Annotated in this window: 16 protein-coding genes; 5 read left to right on the forward strand and 11 right to left on the reverse strand. The window is 56.4% G+C overall.

Annotation, left to right across the window (positions count from 1 at the left end):
- Positions 1 to 193: 193 nt before the first annotated feature.
- Positions 194 to 1,753 carry an amidohydrolase gene (locus MW898_RS16290; RefSeq protein ID WP_248908813.1) on the reverse strand — a complete coding sequence of 520 codons (1,560 nt, stop codon included), beginning with the start codon at positions 1,751 to 1,753 and terminating at the stop codon, positions 194 to 196.
- A gap of 321 nt (positions 1,754 to 2,074) precedes the next feature.
- Here MW898_RS16290 and MW898_RS16295 point away from each other — a divergent pair, with 321 nt between their 5' ends.
- Positions 2,075 to 2,608 carry a GbsR/MarR family transcriptional regulator gene (locus MW898_RS16295; protein ID WP_248908814.1) on the forward strand — a complete coding sequence of 178 codons (534 nt, stop codon included), beginning with the start codon at positions 2,075 to 2,077 and terminating at the stop codon, positions 2,606 to 2,608.
- 24 nt (positions 2,609 to 2,632) lie between these two features.
- Positions 2,633 to 3,874: a hydroxymethylglutaryl-CoA reductase (NADPH) gene (hmgA, locus tag MW898_RS16300; protein ID WP_248908815.1), complete on the forward strand. Its 1,242-nt coding sequence runs from the start codon at positions 2,633 to 2,635 to the stop codon at positions 3,872 to 3,874.
- A 25-nt stretch (positions 3,875 to 3,899) separates the two neighbouring features.
- Here hmgA and MW898_RS16305 read toward each other — a convergent pair whose 3' ends face one another.
- The 6 genes from MW898_RS16305 to MW898_RS16330 all read right to left on the reverse strand — a co-directional run bounded on the left by MW898_RS16305 (position 3,900) and on the right by MW898_RS16330 (position 8,466).
- On the reverse strand, positions 3,900 to 4,283 hold the full coding sequence (locus tag MW898_RS16305; protein WP_248908816.1) for a hypothetical protein: 384 nt from the start codon (positions 4,281 to 4,283) through the stop codon (positions 3,900 to 3,902).
- Positions 4,284 to 4,573: 290 nt separating this feature from the next.
- Positions 4,574 to 5,338: a DUF7001 family protein gene (locus MW898_RS16310; RefSeq protein ID WP_277999793.1), complete on the reverse strand. Its 765-nt coding sequence runs from the start codon at positions 5,336 to 5,338 to the stop codon at positions 4,574 to 4,576.
- A 7-nt stretch (positions 5,339 to 5,345) separates the two neighbouring features.
- Complete coding sequence (locus MW898_RS16315; RefSeq protein ID WP_248908817.1) at positions 5,346 to 6,299, reverse strand: sulfide-dependent adenosine diphosphate thiazole synthase; 954 nt, start codon at positions 6,297 to 6,299, stop codon at positions 5,346 to 5,348.
- Positions 6,300 to 6,510: 211 nt separating this feature from the next.
- Positions 6,511 to 7,263 (reverse strand): 4-phosphopantoate--beta-alanine ligase, encoded by a 753-nt coding sequence (locus tag MW898_RS16320; RefSeq protein WP_248908818.1) that lies wholly within the window; start codon positions 7,261 to 7,263, stop codon positions 6,511 to 6,513.
- A gap of 35 nt (positions 7,264 to 7,298) precedes the next feature.
- Positions 7,299 to 8,117 carry a pantoate kinase gene (locus tag MW898_RS16325; protein WP_248908819.1) on the reverse strand — a complete coding sequence of 273 codons (819 nt, stop codon included), beginning with the start codon at positions 8,115 to 8,117 and terminating at the stop codon, positions 7,299 to 7,301.
- A 64-nt stretch (positions 8,118 to 8,181) separates the two neighbouring features.
- Complete coding sequence (locus tag MW898_RS16330) at positions 8,182 to 8,466, reverse strand: hypothetical protein (RefSeq protein ID WP_248908820.1); 285 nt, start codon at positions 8,464 to 8,466, stop codon at positions 8,182 to 8,184.
- 172 nt (positions 8,467 to 8,638) lie between these two features.
- On the opposite strand from MW898_RS16330, the gene MW898_RS16335 reads away from it, so the two are divergent.
- Positions 8,639 to 8,941 (forward strand): UPF0175 family protein, encoded by a 303-nt coding sequence (locus MW898_RS16335; protein WP_248908821.1) that lies wholly within the window; start codon positions 8,639 to 8,641, stop codon positions 8,939 to 8,941.
- Positions 8,938 to 9,462, forward strand: a complete 525-nt coding sequence (locus MW898_RS16340; protein WP_248908822.1) for a PIN domain-containing protein — start codon at positions 8,938 to 8,940, stop codon at positions 9,460 to 9,462. The genes MW898_RS16335 and MW898_RS16340 overlap by 4 nt, the downstream gene beginning before the upstream one ends.
- Before the next feature lie 34 nt (positions 9,463 to 9,496).
- Here the strand turns inward: MW898_RS16340 and aspS are convergent, their stop codons facing one another.
- Positions 9,497 to 10,801, reverse strand: a complete 1,305-nt coding sequence (gene aspS, locus MW898_RS16345; protein ID WP_248908823.1) for an aspartate--tRNA(Asn) ligase — start codon at positions 10,799 to 10,801, stop codon at positions 9,497 to 9,499.
- 155 nt (positions 10,802 to 10,956) lie between these two features.
- Here aspS and MW898_RS16350 point away from each other — a divergent pair, with 155 nt between their 5' ends.
- Positions 10,957 to 11,547: a protoglobin domain-containing protein gene (locus tag MW898_RS16350; protein ID WP_248908824.1), complete on the forward strand. Its 591-nt coding sequence runs from the start codon at positions 10,957 to 10,959 to the stop codon at positions 11,545 to 11,547.
- Positions 11,548 to 11,596: 49 nt separating this feature from the next.
- Here the strand turns inward: MW898_RS16350 and MW898_RS16355 are convergent, their stop codons facing one another.
- The 3 genes from MW898_RS16355 to MW898_RS16365 form a co-directional block, all read right to left on the reverse strand.
- Positions 11,597 to 12,316 (reverse strand): phosphoglycerol geranylgeranyltransferase, encoded by a 720-nt coding sequence (locus MW898_RS16355; RefSeq protein ID WP_248908825.1) that lies wholly within the window; start codon positions 12,314 to 12,316, stop codon positions 11,597 to 11,599.
- A gap of 125 nt (positions 12,317 to 12,441) precedes the next feature.
- Positions 12,442 to 13,713, reverse strand: a complete 1,272-nt coding sequence (locus MW898_RS16360; RefSeq protein ID WP_248908826.1) for an amidohydrolase — start codon at positions 13,711 to 13,713, stop codon at positions 12,442 to 12,444.
- 56 nt (positions 13,714 to 13,769) lie between these two features.
- Positions 13,770 to 14,099 carry an uS10/mL48 family ribosomal protein gene (locus tag MW898_RS16365; protein ID WP_248908827.1) on the reverse strand — a complete coding sequence of 110 codons (330 nt, stop codon included), beginning with the start codon at positions 14,097 to 14,099 and terminating at the stop codon, positions 13,770 to 13,772.
- Between the last annotated feature and the right edge of the window lie 164 nt (positions 14,100 to 14,263).

Consider the following 14,263-nt stretch of genomic DNA (forward strand, 5'->3'; position numbering starts at 1 on the left):
TTTTCTTCAAAAGCAGCCTTCATTGGCAATATTTTCGACTATCTGTGTAACTGGACAGACGCAAGGACGATACGTACGGATTGTTGAGTCCGTAGTAATAATTTGTGCTTGTATGGGATACTATCTCTGCGGTCTGTCACCGTCGCATGAATTCTTTCTGATATGGTAACATAAGTCCCATGTGATACCGTCCTCAATTGCCTCGATTCCGGTAGACGACCGTTCCGTCGACGATGGTGGTGGTAACGTTGATGTCGGCGATTTGATCGGGATCGATTGCCCATGGAGATTGGTCGAGTGCGACGAAGTCAGCGCGTGCACCGACTTCGATGGTTCCCAATCGGTTCTCGTCGAATCCAGCGTAGGCCGCTCCGTTTGTGTACGCCCGCAGTGCTTCAGTAACGGTGAGTCGCTGTTCTTCTGCGGGGGCAGTGACGGCTTGCTGGATCCCAAACAGCGGGTCCAATGGCATACAGTCACTCCCGAACGCGAGGGGAACGCCCGCATCGAGCAGCGCACGATAGCGATTCGTCTCGTCTGCTCGCTCTCGTCCGAGTCGTTCTTCGTAGAGGCCGCCTTCGCGTGCCCACTTGAGGAAATTCGGTTGAACAGACGCGACAATGTCACTATCGGCGAATCGTTCGATGAGTTCGTCAGTTGAAAGCTCAGCGTGCTCGATACGTGCTCGATGTTCGCGTGTCGCGGCCGCATCGTACGCGTCGAGCACCGCTTCAATCGCTGCATCACCGATAGCGTGAGCGGTGAACTGGAATCCTGCTTCATCCGCCTGCTGAACGAGTTCGTGCAGTTCCTCGGGATCGACGACCCATTGGCCGGTTCCACCATTCTCGTACGGTTCGGATAATTTAGCGGTTCGAGCGCCGATGCTCCCGTCGGTGAAGCTCTTTATTCCACCAACGCGGACGAATTCGCTTCCATGGTTTGTCGTCGATCCGACGTCGCAGAGCGCATTGAGATGATCGCTCCAGTAGTTGATTCGCACCCGGAGATCAAGCTTTCCCTTACTATCGAGTTCGCGGTAGACTCGCGGTGCATTCGACTGTCGCACCATATCGTGGACGCCCGTAATACCGAGTTCGTTGGCGCGGTCGCAGGCTGCCGTGATGAGCGCACGCATTTCGTCGTGATCCGGGTTCGTCTCTTGGTAGATGACCGAAAGCGCATCCTCGCTAACGACGCCCGTCGGTTCGCCCTCTGACGTGCGGACATCGTCCGCAGGCATCTCCGAAGCGTAGCGATCGACTGCAACCGAGTTAAGGCTCGCAGTGTGCATGTCTTCGCGAAAGGCAGCAATCGGACGCGTCTCACTCACCTGATCGAGATCCTCGCGCGTCAAGTATCGCCGCTCGTCCCAATCACTCTCGTCGTAGCGGTAGCCGAGAATCCATTCACTCTCGTTATCATACTTCTGATCGTGGTCGTCGTTGGACTGGTCCTCACGCAGCAGTGAAACGGCTTCTTCGGCGGATGTCGCTCCCGAGAGATCGGTGTAAACGAGATATCGTCCGACCATTTCCATATGGGTGTGCGCGTCGATGAAGCCCGGCAATAGGATGTCACCATCGAGGTCAATGACTGTCGTGTCGACTCCTTCGAGGAATTCGATCTCGTAGTTCCTGTCGATCCGAATGATCTCGCCATCACGGATGGCGAGTGCCTCGTGTGTTTCATCAGGTGTGGTGAGCGTGTGTATCTCCGCGTTGATAATGATGCAGTCTGCGGCGTCGGTCATACCGGGAGAGAGAAGCGAGAGGGCAAAAGACTGCGGTCTGTGTGTGGCGGCAACCGTCTACGATTCCACGTGAGAGATTTTCTATTGACGACACGGTGTGCGCTCTTCGTTCCAGCTATCTCTCGAATCACGCACGTTTCGCCGTTCGACGCTGGCTCCGTCGAAATGTAACTCTGTGGGCTGCTCGCACCAGTAGTGCTACTCGACTGTGTGCGATGTAACAGAACGCCAAAGCACGGGGAGATGATCCCGTACTATATTTAGCATGTAACGGATGTTCCGAACAAAACAACTTATCTTTTTCGTCCGTCAATATCCATCATGGATCAGACAGACGGCGACGCTTCGGATGCACGCGAGACCGTGATCGCGGCGATAGAGCGCTCTGCGGAAGTGTACGGGTTAAAGCGCAGTTACGGCCGTCTCTACGGTATTTTGTTTTTCGAATCGGAGCCGCTGTCACTCGATACGCTCGTCGAACAGAGTGGCTACGCAAAATCGACAGTGAGCAACGCGATGGGTGCGCTCGAACGGTTCCACATCGTTCATCGTCGGAGCATCCCCGGGGAGGGAAAACGCGCGTACTTCGAGGCAGAAACGGATTTCTGGTACGTCTTTCAGCAGTTTCTCCAGCAAGAGATACAACGCGAGATCGACATTATGACACGCGCGCTCGAACAGGCCGAAACGATTCTCGAAGCGAGTGACGAAGATCGTGCCGAGCGCGATCTCGAACGAGTACGGCAACTTCAGCGGCTGTATCGACGATCTGAAACCGTTATCGATCTGGTCACCAGTCTGTCGTTCTCACGAGTCCAATCGTTGCTCCAGCAAGACGACAACGATGCGTCTTAGTCACTCCGGTATCGATCCTACGATATGACTACTGCAGCGGATCTCGCGGATCGAGTTCTGTCTGGTGATCTCGCTTTGCACGAACTCGAAGCACACACAGACGCCGACACCGCCACCAAAGCTCGACGCATCCTACTGGCGCAGAACGCGGATGCAGATGCAGATGCGGATGTCGATGTAGACTTCTCGACGATTGGTGATTTCTCGTTCGATGCAGCAACGGCCGAATCTGCCATCGAGAACATGGTTGGAGCGGTTCAGATCCCAGTCGGTATTGCTGGTCCACTCACCATCGACGGTGGAGCGCTACCGGACGGCAAAACACACTATCTGCCGCTCGCCACCACTGAAGGGGCGCTCGTTGCTTCGGTGAACCGTGGCTGTTCGGCTATTCAAGCCGGTGGTGGTGCAAACGCGCGCGTTCTGCAATCGATGATGACTCGTGCGCCAGTGTTCCGCGTCCGGGACGTCCACGAAGCAAGTGCAGTCGTCTCGTGGGTGCGTGACAATGAAGACAGACTCGCTGCGGCAGCGATGGAGACGACCAACCACGGCGAACTCACTGAGCTGACACCCTACGTCGTTGGTGACTCAGTGTTTCTCCGATTCGGGTACGACACGAAAGATGCGATGGGAATGAACATGGCCACCATCGCCACACAGGCCGCCTGCGAGGTCCTCGAGAGCGAGACCGCCGCTGATCTCATCGCGCTTTCGGGGAATCTCTGTACGGACAAAAAGCCTGCCGCAATCAACGCCATCGAAGGACGCGGCCGCACTGTCGCCAGCGATGTCGTCCTCACACGCGAACAGGTCAAAGATCGACTCAAAACGACGCCCGAGGCGATCGAAGAGGTAAACACACGAAAGAACCTCATCGGGAGCGCAAAAGCAGGCAGTCTCGGCTTCAACGCGCAGGCAGCGAACGTCGTCGCTGCTGCGTTTCTCGCAACCGGGCAGGACGCCGCACAGGTTGTCGAGGGTGCAAATGCCATCACGACCATCGACGTACGCGATGGTGATCTCTACGCGAGCGTGACCATCGCTAGTCTCGATGTCGGTACGGTTGGTGGCGGAACAAAACTCCCGACACAGTCTGAGGCACTCGATATCCTCGGCGTGCGTGGTGGTGGTGACCCTCCCGGAACGAATGCAGACGCGCTCGCAGAACTCATCGCTACTGGCGCGCTCGCGGGTGAACTCTCGCTGCTGGGTGCGCTTGCTTCGAGCAATCTCGCATCCGCACACGAACAACTCGGTCGGTAGCTACCCAAACAAACAGCACAGTCTCTCACCCGAATCGGATGCGTTCTGAAAAGTTCAATGTAATCGAAAGCGTGTAGAACGCCACCAGAACGATCGTTAAAATGCCGGTCAAGATTGCATCATTCGAAGTGAGTACATCGAGTACGGTCCCGGGGCCGACAAGTGTGTTGATCACTGCAACCGCTAACAGCACAATCAACGCCCCATAAAACCCAACAATGGAGTATCCTAGCTCCGGAATTTTGTCCGTGGTATCCGCGTGAAGGACGACGATGAGCGCCCCGACGAACAGCGGAGCGAGATGCCAACCGGTCGGCTCTTTCATCAACAGTATTCCTCCCGTCATTATCGCAAACAGACATCCGGTAACCGTGACCAACTCCATCCCCCAGTCTGGCGTCGATGTCATACGTAATAGCAATAGTATACCTCTATTAATCTTTCTATATATATTACCCTAGATCATGATGTGTAACTCTATTTCTTACTCAAATATGATCTTAGAGTGTCTGTAACGAGTTATACTTCTGTTTCGGAAAATGATCTGTATCTCTCAATTTCGTCGTGTGTTTTTCGTTAAGGTGTCGAAAAGCATCTCTATGAAACCTCCGAACGCGTAGAACATTTCTCGAAGCGATGGACGAGCTAATCGACAACACCGACCGGGTTTGCGAGTCCGTCCAAGCGACCTTATGATGATCACCGACAATTCTGCTGGTACATCGCCGCGTGTTCGGGACAGAACGCCGGTTCGCGGAGCTGTGCGGTAACGACATCTGGCTGTCGGTGCGGATTCGAGAGCCGACAGCGTTCGTTCTCGCAGAATGCTTCTCCGGTGGCGAGATAATGAACTGCGCTCAGCACGTACCCTTTCAGCGCGTCCGTCGTTCGTGGGTCGTCTTCAATGAGGAACTCGCCGTCGACCTCGTTTTCGAGCACCTCTCGGGGCGGTGGATCTCCCGTCACGAGTGCGTGGCGCTGTTGTGCTTCGTAGTAGGCCTTTGGCTTCGCGGGAGCCTCATACAGCCCTGGCACGGACACGAGCGCGGGCTGTCCAAGCACACTCACCCGCTTGTGCCAGCGTCCGTCGTGATCTCCCCATGTGCCGAGTACGCGATCGAGCAGGATGATGTGGGCGTGATCGAGCGAATCTGTCGGAAGTCGCTTCCGGAGTGCATCCTGTACGGCTTGTCCGTCGTAGATCACGCCGCCACCGCGCTCGGGTTCAGAGAGCACACGCTCTTCGTACCGAACGATCCCGAGCAGTTCGCTCCCTGTATCCTTCTCGTACGGGGAGAGCACCCGCGCCCGAGCGAACTCCCGTGGAAGTTCCTCGTCTGCACCGTCGAGTAGCCGATCTTCGAGAGAAACCTCTGCTGCGATGCGTTCGCGGAGCCAGTCCGCGATTGCCCCGCAGTCTGTGATCGTGGTGGGAGCGCGATAGAGCGAGAGTTGCTCGATCATTCGCGTCTTAATCGTCAGCAGGCGCCGCCCGCGTCATCGTTACTGGCTCGGCATCGACGCCGAGTTCGTCGATAGCAACTTGGGCCGCTCGCTTGCCAGAGAGCAACATGGCACCGAACGTCGGTCCCATGCGAGGCAGTCCGTAGGTGGTGGCAACAGCCATCCCGGTAACGATGAGACCGTCGTGAACCAGTCCGGTGTGCTCAACGACTGCGTCTTCGCTTTTTCCAACCCACATCGAGTCGTGACCGGGCGAGTCGTGACCGGGCGCACCGTACTGGCCGTCCCCAGTCTTGTCCATTCCGGCGTTCGTTTTCGCATCCTCGATACCAGGTGCGTTCAGTACACCACGTTGATCGAGTTTCGTGATCGCCATCGCGTCGTGACCCGTCGCATCGATGACTAAGTCTGCCTCGACCGCGATCGGGTCGACGCACGTGAGTTCACGCGGCAGCGCGTGAACTGGCGTCCAGTTCATGACGATCCCACCAATGCGATGATCCTCGCGGATCACGATATCCGTGAATTCAGTCATATTCTGAACTTTCGCACCAGCATCACAGGCCGCTTTAATGAGTGCAGAGCACGCGTGCGGACCGTTTGCGACGTACAGCCCCTCGCTGTCTTTGGCACGCCGATGATCGACATCGAGATCATCGAGCACCGATTCGGCGGGCGATCGGACAGTTACCTTGTTCATCAAAAAGCCACCGAGCCAGAATCCACCGCCGAGATAGTTGTTCTTCTCGACGATCATCGTCTTCACACCCCGTGAAGCAAGCTCTGTCGCAGCCATCAGTCCCGACGGCCCACCGCCGACAATGATGACGTCGCTGTCTGAGAAATCCATGAACTCCTCGGTCCACTCTTGACCGATCGCACGCGTAACGTCAGCCTCGCCAACCTCACTGAATTTCTCGAATTCCGCTTCTGATTCCGATTGTGATTCTGATCCAGACATACAACTCAGTGGTATACCTCGGTGGTGATGGATGTTTCGGTCTTACAGGATTTTAAACTATAACAAAGTAATTGAATTATAATATTTAAAAATTAATAATAAGTTAGTTCACAGACGGAAGCACGATCTACTGGCGATTCCAGTCTCGCTATGCGTGACGGTCAGTATTTCCCGTCTCGTTGGTTAGAAAAACAGTCTCGATACGTCCGTCTCAGTCGCTCCCATTTCGGATCACGCGTTCTGCGTCTGCTAAGATCGCTTCCCGGTCGAACTCATCAATGATAGTTCTCATCTCTTCGAGTGTCGAACTTGCTCTTTGAAGCACGCGCGCGTGAGTGGTGATCGCTGGAATCGCACGGATTGCGTTGTCGATAATGGGGACAGTGGACGCCTGTTGTGAGCGCGAAAGCGGGTTGAGATCGATAACGAGCTCTGTCTTTCCCATCGCAGCAAGTGCTTCGGCACGGTCACCGTCTTCGAGCGGGACGAGAACCACATCGGCAGCGTAGATGCCGTCAGAATCGACTTTTGCGCGCTCGTGGTCCAGTCCAGGAATACGTTCATCAGCAGTTGTTCCCTTAACCTCGCTTGCTCCGTGTTCGTGGAGGTGATCCACGATGGCATGAATGCGCTCCTCGGTGCGGTTAAACAAGTTCACTTCGAGATCGGCGTCGGTCACCTCAGCGAGCTCGACGAGTTCTTCGGGCACGAGTGCAGCGACGTTACCGTTTACCGAGAGGACGGGTTGCTCTGCAAGGAGGAGATGTGCAGCTGCAACGCGCTCTGCCCTGTCGGCGCTCGGAATCGTTCGCTCCCCAAGGAGGTAATCGAAGGCTTCGCCGCGTCCTTGGGCGATAAGGCCCTGTGTACTGGTGATACCCTTCTTCACACCGTCCTCGATTCGGTGTCGGGTGAGAAGTGATTGATAGCGAGGATGACTTTCGGGTACCTCGATCTCGCTCATGAATTTGATTCATCGGGCAGGCCTGAAAAGTAGCGCTATTCGATCCGTGCGCCGTTAGCAATGTGACAGGTTGCGGGGTCGTAGCCCGCCGACGAAAGCCCATCATCGAGTGCGAACACCGTTTCACCGAGCATTGCCATCGACGCTTTGCCACCGTTCTGGTGAACGTCTTCGACAGTTGATCTGACGCGTTCGGTCACGAGTCCGGCTTCGCGGGCGAACGTCCACGACACGGTCATGAATCGATCGAGGGTCGGTCGTTCGAGCAGGGAAGCAAGTGCTTTCTCTCCCGCCCGTGAGAGCTGATCAGTGTCTCCACCAATAATTGCGGCCGTATCCAGTCCACCGAAGGTGACGTATTCGACGCGTGAGCGGGCAGGAAGACCGTCGAACTGTCCACGCGGTGGCGCACCCGGTTCGAGCCGGATTGGGATCCCTCCACGCGCTTGTCCGACCACGTCTCCGAGACCGGTGCCGGCCTTGACTTCGGCCGCGTGAGCGACTGTGACGAGTTCATTTTCAGTGTATCCTCCGTCCATGGCTGCGTTCGTCGCCAGTGCCGTCCCGAGCGCACTCGCTCCTGATACTCCGAATCCTGCGCTCACAGGGAGCGGCGTCTCGGCTTCGACCCGTGCCGTCACGCCGAGACGATCGAGCACTCCCTTGACGGCAGCCATCGACCCCCGTTGGTCGTTCAACAGGATCGTAGTCTCGTCCGCGAGGTCGACGGTGACGCGAACACCATCCGAAAGTGCAAGCCCCGCGCCGCGTGAGCCTGCTATCGTCGGGTCCTCGTGCGGATGCGCACTGAAAAAGCCAGTCACGTGGCCGGGAACAAACGCTCGCAGACTCATCGAACGCGAATGAGGGAGTCGTTCCCTTGAATGTTACAATTCGTGATGATTGGGCTGTCTTCTCTCATTGTTTACTCCTCTCTTTTACTGTTGCTGATGCGCCGCTCAGCCCTTGTGAAACTCCTAGCTCGTTTCGCGTTGAGTGTGTCTGTTCCCCACCGGTCGAGCTGTCTGGTCGACCACTGCGGGAGACGCAGTAGTGTCGGTCGATCTCTTCGTCTCTTCTCGTTTGTTGGTGGGAGGTCGACGACGCCAGACTGAATGATGGGCGCATCGCCGCTGCACGTGCTGTCGTTTCGAGTGGTTCCTGTTCGTGCTTGCCTGCGCTCCCCAGCAGGGCGTCGGTCATGTTCAACCGTCGTGATCCACGGAGATGCTCGTGTCGATTCTCAGTCGATCATAGTCCGTCAGGCGAGAGCTCGTGAACACCCGTTTACTACCTCCAGCTACTCTCCTGTGCAGTAGCGTTCGATGAGTCGTCCACAGATTCAAATACGATTACGTTGTAGTACAATGTATACATGCCATCGATCAGTGCCCGAATCCCCGATCAGGAAGCCGAGACGCTAGATGAGGTTGCTGCGCTGTTAGGAGAAGACCGAAGCACGACGATTCGGCGCGCGCTCGCGGAGGGATTGTCTGACCTGCGGGTACGCGTCGCTGTCGAGCAGTACCAATCTGGTGACGTATCGGTGAATCGAGCGGCTCGCATTGCAGGTGTTAGCCTTGCAGAATGGCTCGAAATTGCCCGAGAGCGGAATTTGACATCACAACTAACGCCGGATGATCTCGAAGCAGATGCTGAGGCCGCCCGCGATCTATGAGGATCTATGTTGATGCAAGCACGTTCATCGCTCTCGGTGCTGTCGGTTCCCTCAATCTTCTTTTCAGTTTCGATGGCGGGATAGTCGCTCTTCCGACCGTCGTTGACGAAGTAACAAGCGAACCCGCCGCGACGAATCTAGAGCGATTTCTTGAAACAGACGACATCTGTAAGCGTTCGCGGACGACTGATGCTAATCTCGAACAGGCACAGTCTGTCTTGGATGCGGCCGAACTGAACGGCAATGTCCATCTCGTTGCGAGTGTTCTCGCCCACACTGACACGAATGAACCGGTCGGTATCGTCTCTGACGAGCGACGCGTCCGCACTGTCGCTCGTGGATTCGGGGCGACAGTGACCGGAACGGTCGGCGTCATCGTTCGTGCCGTTGAGGAGGGATACGCGAGAGATGATGCGAGAGCACTCGTCCGGCGGATCGACAGCAACGGTCTCCACATGACCGGCGAACTCCGCGAGAAAGCAGATACGCTCATCGACGAGGCAGCTAACCGATCGAAATAACGAATAGTGGATCGATTGCCTTTCCGGCCTGTGGTTACGGCGAGAGCCGTTGGCGGTCGCGCGGGAAGAGGACAGCCTCGCGGATGTTGGGAAGGCCGAGCATCGTCGTGACGAGACGCTCGACGCCGTAGGCCCAGCCCGCGTGTGGTGGCATTCCGTATTTGAACATCTTCGTGTAGTACTCGAACGCTTCGGGTTCGAGTCCCTGCTGTTCGAACCCTGCAACTAGCTCGTCGTATCGGTGCTCGCGCTGTCCACCGGAGACGAGTTCCATCCGTGGATGCATGAGATCAAAGCCTTTCGAGAGATCGGGATCGTCGTCGTCGTCCTGAATGTAGAACGGTTTGATCTCGCTCGGCCAGCCGGTGATGAAGTAGTGGCCCCCCACGTCTGCACCCAAGGCCGTTTCCGCTTCGGTCGAGAGATCGTCACCCCAGACCAGTTGTTCATCGAGCTCACCAGTTGCGTTGATGCGTTCGATTGCTTCCTCGTAGGTGAGTCGAGCAAACGGCTCAGTCGGAACGTCGAATTCGTCCGCGAGATCGAGCACTTCGAGCTGTGGCTGGCAGTTGGCCTCGACAGCCTCGTAGGCAGCGCGAAGCGTCCCTTCACAGACATCCATTGCCTCGTGGTGATCGATGAACGCGCTTTCGAAGTCGATCATCGTCGCCTCGTTGAGGTGGCGAGGCGTGTTGTGCTCTTCAGCGCGGAAGATGGGTCCGATTTCGAAGACGCGCTCTAAGCCAGAACCAACCATCAACTGCTTGAACAGCTGTGGGGACTGGTTCATGAACGCTTCCTGACCGAAGTAGGTGATGGGGAACAGCTCCGTTCCACCCTCAGTTCCCGTTGCGACGATTTTCGGCGTGTTGATCTCCGTGGACCCGACCGACCGGAAGTACTCGCGGACAGCTCGGAGCACTTCGGCACGAATCTCGAAGATCGCCTTGCTTTCCTCGCTGCGGAGATCGAGCGTCCGGTTGTCGAGACGCGTTGGTAGTTCGGCGTCAACTTTTCCGGATGGGTCGAGCGGGAGTTCGGGTTCGGCAGGGGCCAGCACCTCGACTGACTCGGGAACGATTTCGACGCCAGTCGGAGCGCGTGGTTCCTCCTCGACTTCACCAGTGACGCTGACGACGCTCTCGCGTGTGACGTTGGTCCCAGTCTCGACGAGTGATTCGTCCATCTCGTCAGTAGCGAACTTGACTTGAATCTTCCCCGTTTGATCCCGAACAATGAGGAAGGCGATTCCTCCGAGATCGCGGATCTCGTGCGCCCATCCGGCGACCGTGACCCGCTCGCCCGGTTCGGCGTCCGCAGTATACGTTCGATCTTCCATATCCTGACCTCACGGTCGGGCGTCTTAAGCCCGGCCAATTCTTTCGCAGTGGACGTGGCGTGTTTTCATCACGTTACTTATCTCGACGGAAGCGCCATGATAGTCGCAACCACACTTACTCCGATCGCCGGCGAACGTCACTAGTGGGATGAACCATGAGCAAACCAGAGATTCCCGGTTACACCTTCGGTGAGCGGTCAGTCCCGGACGCTCCGATCGAGATGGATGAGTTCGAACGCCTGAAACAGTCTGTGATGTTCTCGGACGAAGACGATCGATACCTACGGATGGCCGGCGAGGTACTGGACGGACAGACCGATGAGATCCTCGATCTGTGGTACGGGTTTGTCGCCGACCACGATTTCTTACTATACTACTTCACGGATGGGCACGGAACCCCGAACGAGGAGTATCTCGAACGTGTCAGAGATCGGTTTGGTCAGTGGATTCGCGATACGTGTGATACTCCGTACGGCCGCGACTGGCTCGATTACCAGTTCGAGATCGCTCGTCGTCACCACCGGACCGAAAAAAATCAGACGGACGAGGTCGACGCTGTACCAAATATCGATCTCCGATACGTCATCGGGTTTATTTACCCTATTACGGCGACAATCCGCACGTTCCTCGAAAACAGTGGCTACAGCGATGCGGATGTCGACAAAATGTATCACGCGTGGTTCAAATCTGTGACACTGCAGGTGTCAATATGGAGTTATCCATACACGACGGACGACGACTGGTAAACACGTCTCTCCGTGCGATCGTATCCCGAATAGTCGGGATTGTGCGGCGTTAGGACGGCCGGATTTCCCGTTTCATATCGTTTGCGCCTTTGACGGTTTCACGGACAGCGTCGACACCTTCGTCGTGAACGAGATCGCCAACGATGACAGTGTCTGCGTGCTGGGCCATTTCGTGAGCAGAGTCGTAATCGTGAATGCCGCCACCGTAGAAGAGACTCGCCGTATCGAGTGTCTCGTGGGCTGCCTGAACTATTTCGGGATCGCCCAGCGTGCCGGAGTACTCAATGTAAACGATCTGCTGTCCGAACATTTTCTCGGCAACTTCGGCGTAGGAAGCGACTTCGTCCGCTTCGAGATCACAGTTGGATTCCGTCACTGTGGCGACCGACGAGTCTGGATTGAGGACGATGTAGGCTTCTGTGAACGTCTTTTCCCAATTGATGTCACCATCGAGCCGCACCCACTCCTTGTGAACGCCGGTCGTCCAAGCGACGTCCCCCGCGTTAAAAACGACGGGAATAAGATATCCGTCCAGTGCATCTGAGTGAACGACTGCACCGTCGTGACTCGGTTCGATGTACACCGGGAGCTGGTATTTTCCACACGCCTCGATGACGCGGCTCATTTTCTCTTCGGTCATCCCTGTGGTTCCACCGACAGCAATAGCGTCGGTGCCCGTCGCACACACGTCCTCGAACGTCTCCCCATCGATGAGTGTCTTATCGGGATCGATCTTGACGATGTGATCCCAGTCGTCCCACGGATTCATGTTTCTCTCCACCCGACCCCCAGACAAAACGGCTTCGGAACGACGAGCACGGAGGTATTACGCACTACCCTTCCACGATAGTCATCGTTCACAGTGCCAATCGCGCTTGCTGTCTTAGTATCTGCCTACTCGTTTGCGAGCCGTTGGATCGTTTCGCTCAGCACATCGACGCCGATCGGGAGCGACGTTTCGTCCACGTCGAAGGTCGCGGTGTGATGTCCACCGGGATGGTCAGTTCCAACGCCGATGTAGGCTGCCGTGCCGCCGTTGTCTTGGACGCGTTGCATGAGATAGGTGGCGTCCTCACTTCCACCGAGGCTGTCCCGATCGAGAACAGTTTCTACGCCATCCGTGTCGCTCGCCACATCAGAGACAATCTTGACGATCTCGTCGTCGCTTCTTGCACTCGGAGCGTCTCCTACTGATTCGATATCGACCGTACAACCGTGCATTTCGGCAGCGCTTTCGATAACGCGCATCGCCCGCTCTTGCATGTATGCTTTGAGTTCGGTCGTCTCTCCGCGGACTTCGCCTTCGAGCCGAGCTGTTTCTGGGATGATGTTCGTCGCGCTGCCTCCCTCGATGACGCCCGGGTTGACGCGTGTCGCACCGTCTTCGTGTCGAGGAATGGCATAGAGATTTTGCACTGCAGCAGCGAGCGCCTGCACTGCGTTGTCTCCTTTGCTCGGCTGTGCACCTGCGTGAGCGGGTTCGCCGGTGAACGTCGCCTCGAAGTGATGTACCGCAAGAAAGCCGTCGATTCCGGCGACGATTTCGCCCGTTGGATGATCGAGACCGACGTGGGCAGCGAGCAAATGATCACAGTCGTCCAACTGTCCACTCTCTGCGATCGCCTTCCCGCCGCCAATGACTTCCTCAGCAGGCTGGAAGACGACTTTCAATGTTCCCTCGAAATCGCTCTCGACGATGGATTCGATGACGCCGAGTCCGTAGGTGGTGTGTGCATCGTGACCGCAGGCGTGCATCGCATCCGTTTCGGAGCGAAATCCTTCGGCTACAGGGGTGTGGTTCTCATCAGTGCTCTCAGAACGCGGAAGCCCGTCGATGTCGACCCGGAGACCGATCGTTGGTCCTTCTCCCTGTTGAATGACGGCAAGCACACCGGTGACACCGCCCGCCGTCTGGTCGAGAACGTCTTCGCGCGCACCCGCATCGCGGGCCGCCTCGTACCAGCGGTCGATCTCCTCATCGTCAGGAACTCCCATACGCGAATCGGCATCAATAAGATCGGATCCAACGAGCAATGTGTCGACACCGATTGATTCGAGTTCGTCGACGATACGACTCGTGGTACGGAACTCACGCCACGCTGGCTCTGGATGGCGGTGAAGATCGCGGCGAAGGGAAACGAGTCGATCGTACTGTCCGTGACTCATACTCTCCCGTGGAGGAGCGGGAATATAAAATACGACTCTCTTTGAGTGCCATCGAATTAGGTCCGACCTGCTCCCGTTCTGCGCTCGACATCGACCTCAACGTGGATATCGTCGGGAAAATCACGGCCAGCAGTCGCACGAGCAAATTCGCTATGGCCGATGATGTGTATTGTTCGAGTGTAGATGGTATACCGCCACGAATCGATCAGTCCGCCGTCTCTTCCAGGACAGTTCGAGAGTGGAACACGAACCGCGTTCGGTGATTTCGAGTGTGGGCCTTTCAACTCAGCACCCTTTCGCTTGGCTGTCTGTTTGATGTCGTTGACGACGTCATCGAGAACGCGACGGTCGCCGCTCGTGAACCGGAGTGTCGTAACGAAGGTCATAGCAACTTTCCCACGGCTAACAATAAAAACTCGTTCATCAGTTATGCGTCCCCCATCTCTGTGGTGAATGATTCTACTCCGTGTAACAGACGTCTGAGGCGGAGCTACTGCGATCCTCCGTGCGACTGGTGCGTGTCGATCGAAACTTTCGTAGGTGTTGTGAG

It is taken from the genome of Halocatena marina (assembly GCF_023276375.1).
Lineage (GTDB): Archaea > Halobacteriota > Halobacteria > Halobacteriales > Haloarculaceae > Halocatena > Halocatena marina.

Coding starts and splice junctions, on each gene's coding strand:
- MW898_RS16290 (WP_248908813.1), bottom strand. CDS start 1,753: ATGACCGACGCCGCAGACTGCATCATTATCAACGCGGAGATACACACG.
- MW898_RS16295 (WP_248908814.1), top strand. CDS start 2,075: ATGGATCAGACAGACGGCGACGCTTCGGATGCACGCGAGACCGTGATC.
- hmgA (WP_248908815.1), top strand. CDS start 2,633: ATGACTACTGCAGCGGATCTCGCGGATCGAGTTCTGTCTGGTGATCTC.
- MW898_RS16305 (WP_248908816.1), bottom strand. CDS start 4,283: ATGACATCGACGCCAGACTGGGGGATGGAGTTGGTCACGGTTACCGGA.
- MW898_RS16310 (WP_277999793.1), bottom strand. CDS start 5,338: ATGATCGAGCAACTCTCGCTCTATCGCGCTCCCACCACGATCACAGAC.
- MW898_RS16315 (WP_248908817.1), bottom strand. CDS start 6,299: ATGTCTGGATCAGAATCACAATCGGAATCAGAAGCGGAATTCGAGAAA.
- MW898_RS16320 (WP_248908818.1), bottom strand. CDS start 7,263: ATGAGCGAGATCGAGGTACCCGAAAGTCATCCTCGCTATCAATCACTT.
- MW898_RS16325 (WP_248908819.1), bottom strand. CDS start 8,117: ATGAGTCTGCGAGCGTTTGTTCCCGGCCACGTGACTGGCTTTTTCAGT.
- MW898_RS16330 (WP_248908820.1), bottom strand. CDS start 8,466: ATGACCGACGCCCTGCTGGGGAGCGCAGGCAAGCACGAACAGGAACCA.
- MW898_RS16335 (WP_248908821.1), top strand. CDS start 8,639: ATGCCATCGATCAGTGCCCGAATCCCCGATCAGGAAGCCGAGACGCTA.
- MW898_RS16340 (WP_248908822.1), top strand. CDS start 8,938: ATGAGGATCTATGTTGATGCAAGCACGTTCATCGCTCTCGGTGCTGTC.
- aspS (WP_248908823.1), bottom strand. CDS start 10,801: ATGGAAGATCGAACGTATACTGCGGACGCCGAACCGGGCGAGCGGGTC.
- MW898_RS16350 (WP_248908824.1), top strand. CDS start 10,957: ATGAGCAAACCAGAGATTCCCGGTTACACCTTCGGTGAGCGGTCAGTC.
- MW898_RS16355 (WP_248908825.1), bottom strand. CDS start 12,316: ATGAATCCGTGGGACGACTGGGATCACATCGTCAAGATCGATCCCGAT.
- MW898_RS16360 (WP_248908826.1), bottom strand. CDS start 13,713: ATGAGTCACGGACAGTACGATCGACTCGTTTCCCTTCGCCGCGATCTT.
- MW898_RS16365 (WP_248908827.1), bottom strand. CDS start 14,099: ATGACCTTCGTTACGACACTCCGGTTCACGAGCGGCGACCGTCGCGTT.